The sequence below is a fragment of the Chryseobacterium balustinum genome (genome assembly GCF_900168205.1).
In the GTDB taxonomy this organism is placed as follows: Bacteria; Bacteroidota; Bacteroidia; order Flavobacteriales; family Weeksellaceae; genus Chryseobacterium; species Chryseobacterium balustinum.
The window spans coordinates 1-1,523 of record NZ_FUZE01000065.1 but is presented as its reverse complement, the minus strand read 5'-3'; the positions used below and the strand labels follow the sequence as shown (position 1 = coordinate 1,523).

Below are 1,523 nucleotides of genomic sequence, written 5' to 3'. Positions count from 1 at the left end.
TAACTTTATTAAGTTATTCTACTAGATTCAGAACTTTCCATTCTTTTTTTTCGTTTTCTGACACCCAAAATTTATTGATATTATTTCCATCAGAATAGATTAACTTTTCTTCTATTAATGCGGTATTTTCCTTTTCATTATAAACAATCCTGTTAAAAACCCGCTCCGCATTTTCAAAATTAGGCATTCCGTATTTTTGCAAGTTTTCAATAAATGCTAATTTTAATAATTCAGCTGTTTCATTTATAAGTTCTTCTTTCAAGTCCATTTCCGCTCCTAACAATACGTTTTTAGCTTCTTCGTGAAAATCTTTACAAGACAAAACTCCATCTAATGATTTTTGAGTATAAAAATTCTCTAACGTGATAAGAGCTCCTTCAGGTGTAGATAGATCAGGATAGAAAAAATCATTACCATCATCTATTCTTAGCCCAAAATCAATATCAAAATTAACTTTTTCATCTTCTGGCAAACTATCTCTATAATGCCTTATAGTATAGCCTCCAATTAATCTATCACCTTTTACAATCATCCAATCTATAACACTTGCTGAAGGAATAGATTTATGTTCATTATTCTCTGATAATACACCCTCGAAAAAATTATTTTTGTACTCAATATTTTCTAACCATACATAAATATCATTTTCGTTCTTAAACTTTACGGCTGTGTAGCTAAGAACAGCATTGTTTTCTATTTGTTCTATAAAATACCAAAATGTATTCTTTGCCTTATATAAGCTGTACAAGTAATTTTCATTTATTTCCATATTAACTATGTATGTTATATACAGCTTCGAGTTGCTCCATGCTTGGTTGTGGTTGTGGCTTGGTCTGTGGTCGGGGGTTATTATTAATCTTTGCAGGTGGAGTACTTTTTAATTTAAGATCATTAATTTTTGTCTCTGGGTTTGACTTAATAATATCTGATACATGATCTCTTAATTTTCTGACCCCATTTAACGCATCAGACTTAGGGATTTCCCTTAAAAGTTCTTTTATTTGTTGATTGTATTTAGGATGATTACCATGTCTTCCACTTCCGGTTGCTTTGCTAAATTGTTCTAAAGTACTTTTATTCTCTTTTCCTTCAAATTTAAAACCTTCTTTTCTTGCAGCCTCAATAATTTCATTCTTTCTAAACTGCCTAGGAATATTATGATGTTCATTTGTTTTTGCTGCAGTTTCTCCTGTTTTGGTTGCTATTTCAATTACAGGATTAGGTTTTATATTTGAGCCCCCCTCAAGCAGTGGCATAAACCTTGTCAATCCTCCAAAGAAAGGTCCACAACATTGCTCAGAACTTCCATCATCCCCACCATCATCAACAACATCTTCAGGTTCCATTCCTGTCGGGTCTGTATTTCGGATTGGGTTGTTAAATGCGTAAGCATAAGGAGACATCCAAGGCATTTTTTCCGCAAGTGGATCGATTTGTAAAAATCCTGGTGCATCTACCATTAGTTGACGCGCCTGATAGTCGTACATTCCGGTCTCTTGGAGTTCTTTGCCATTGTATTTATA

Annotated in this window: 2 protein-coding genes; both read right to left on the bottom strand. The window is 33.1% G+C overall.

All coding sequences use genetic code 11. The features are described from left to right. Positions 1–13: 13 nt before the first annotated feature. Entirely contained in the window at positions 14–769 is a 756-nt protein-coding gene (locus B5X64_RS22415; RefSeq protein WP_079467329.1) for a DUF2314 domain-containing protein, read from the bottom strand. Between the two features lies 1 nt (position 770). Continuing rightward, positions 771–1,523 (bottom strand): RHS repeat domain-containing protein (locus B5X64_RS22410; RefSeq protein WP_276327951.1); only part of this gene is annotated, 753 nt, incomplete at its 5' end.

Bases quoted from the DNA above. Each gene is read 5' to 3' on its own strand.
- B5X64_RS22415 (WP_079467329.1), bottom strand. From the start codon at position 769: ATGGAAATAAATGAAAATTACTTGTACAGCTTATATAAGGCAAAGAAT.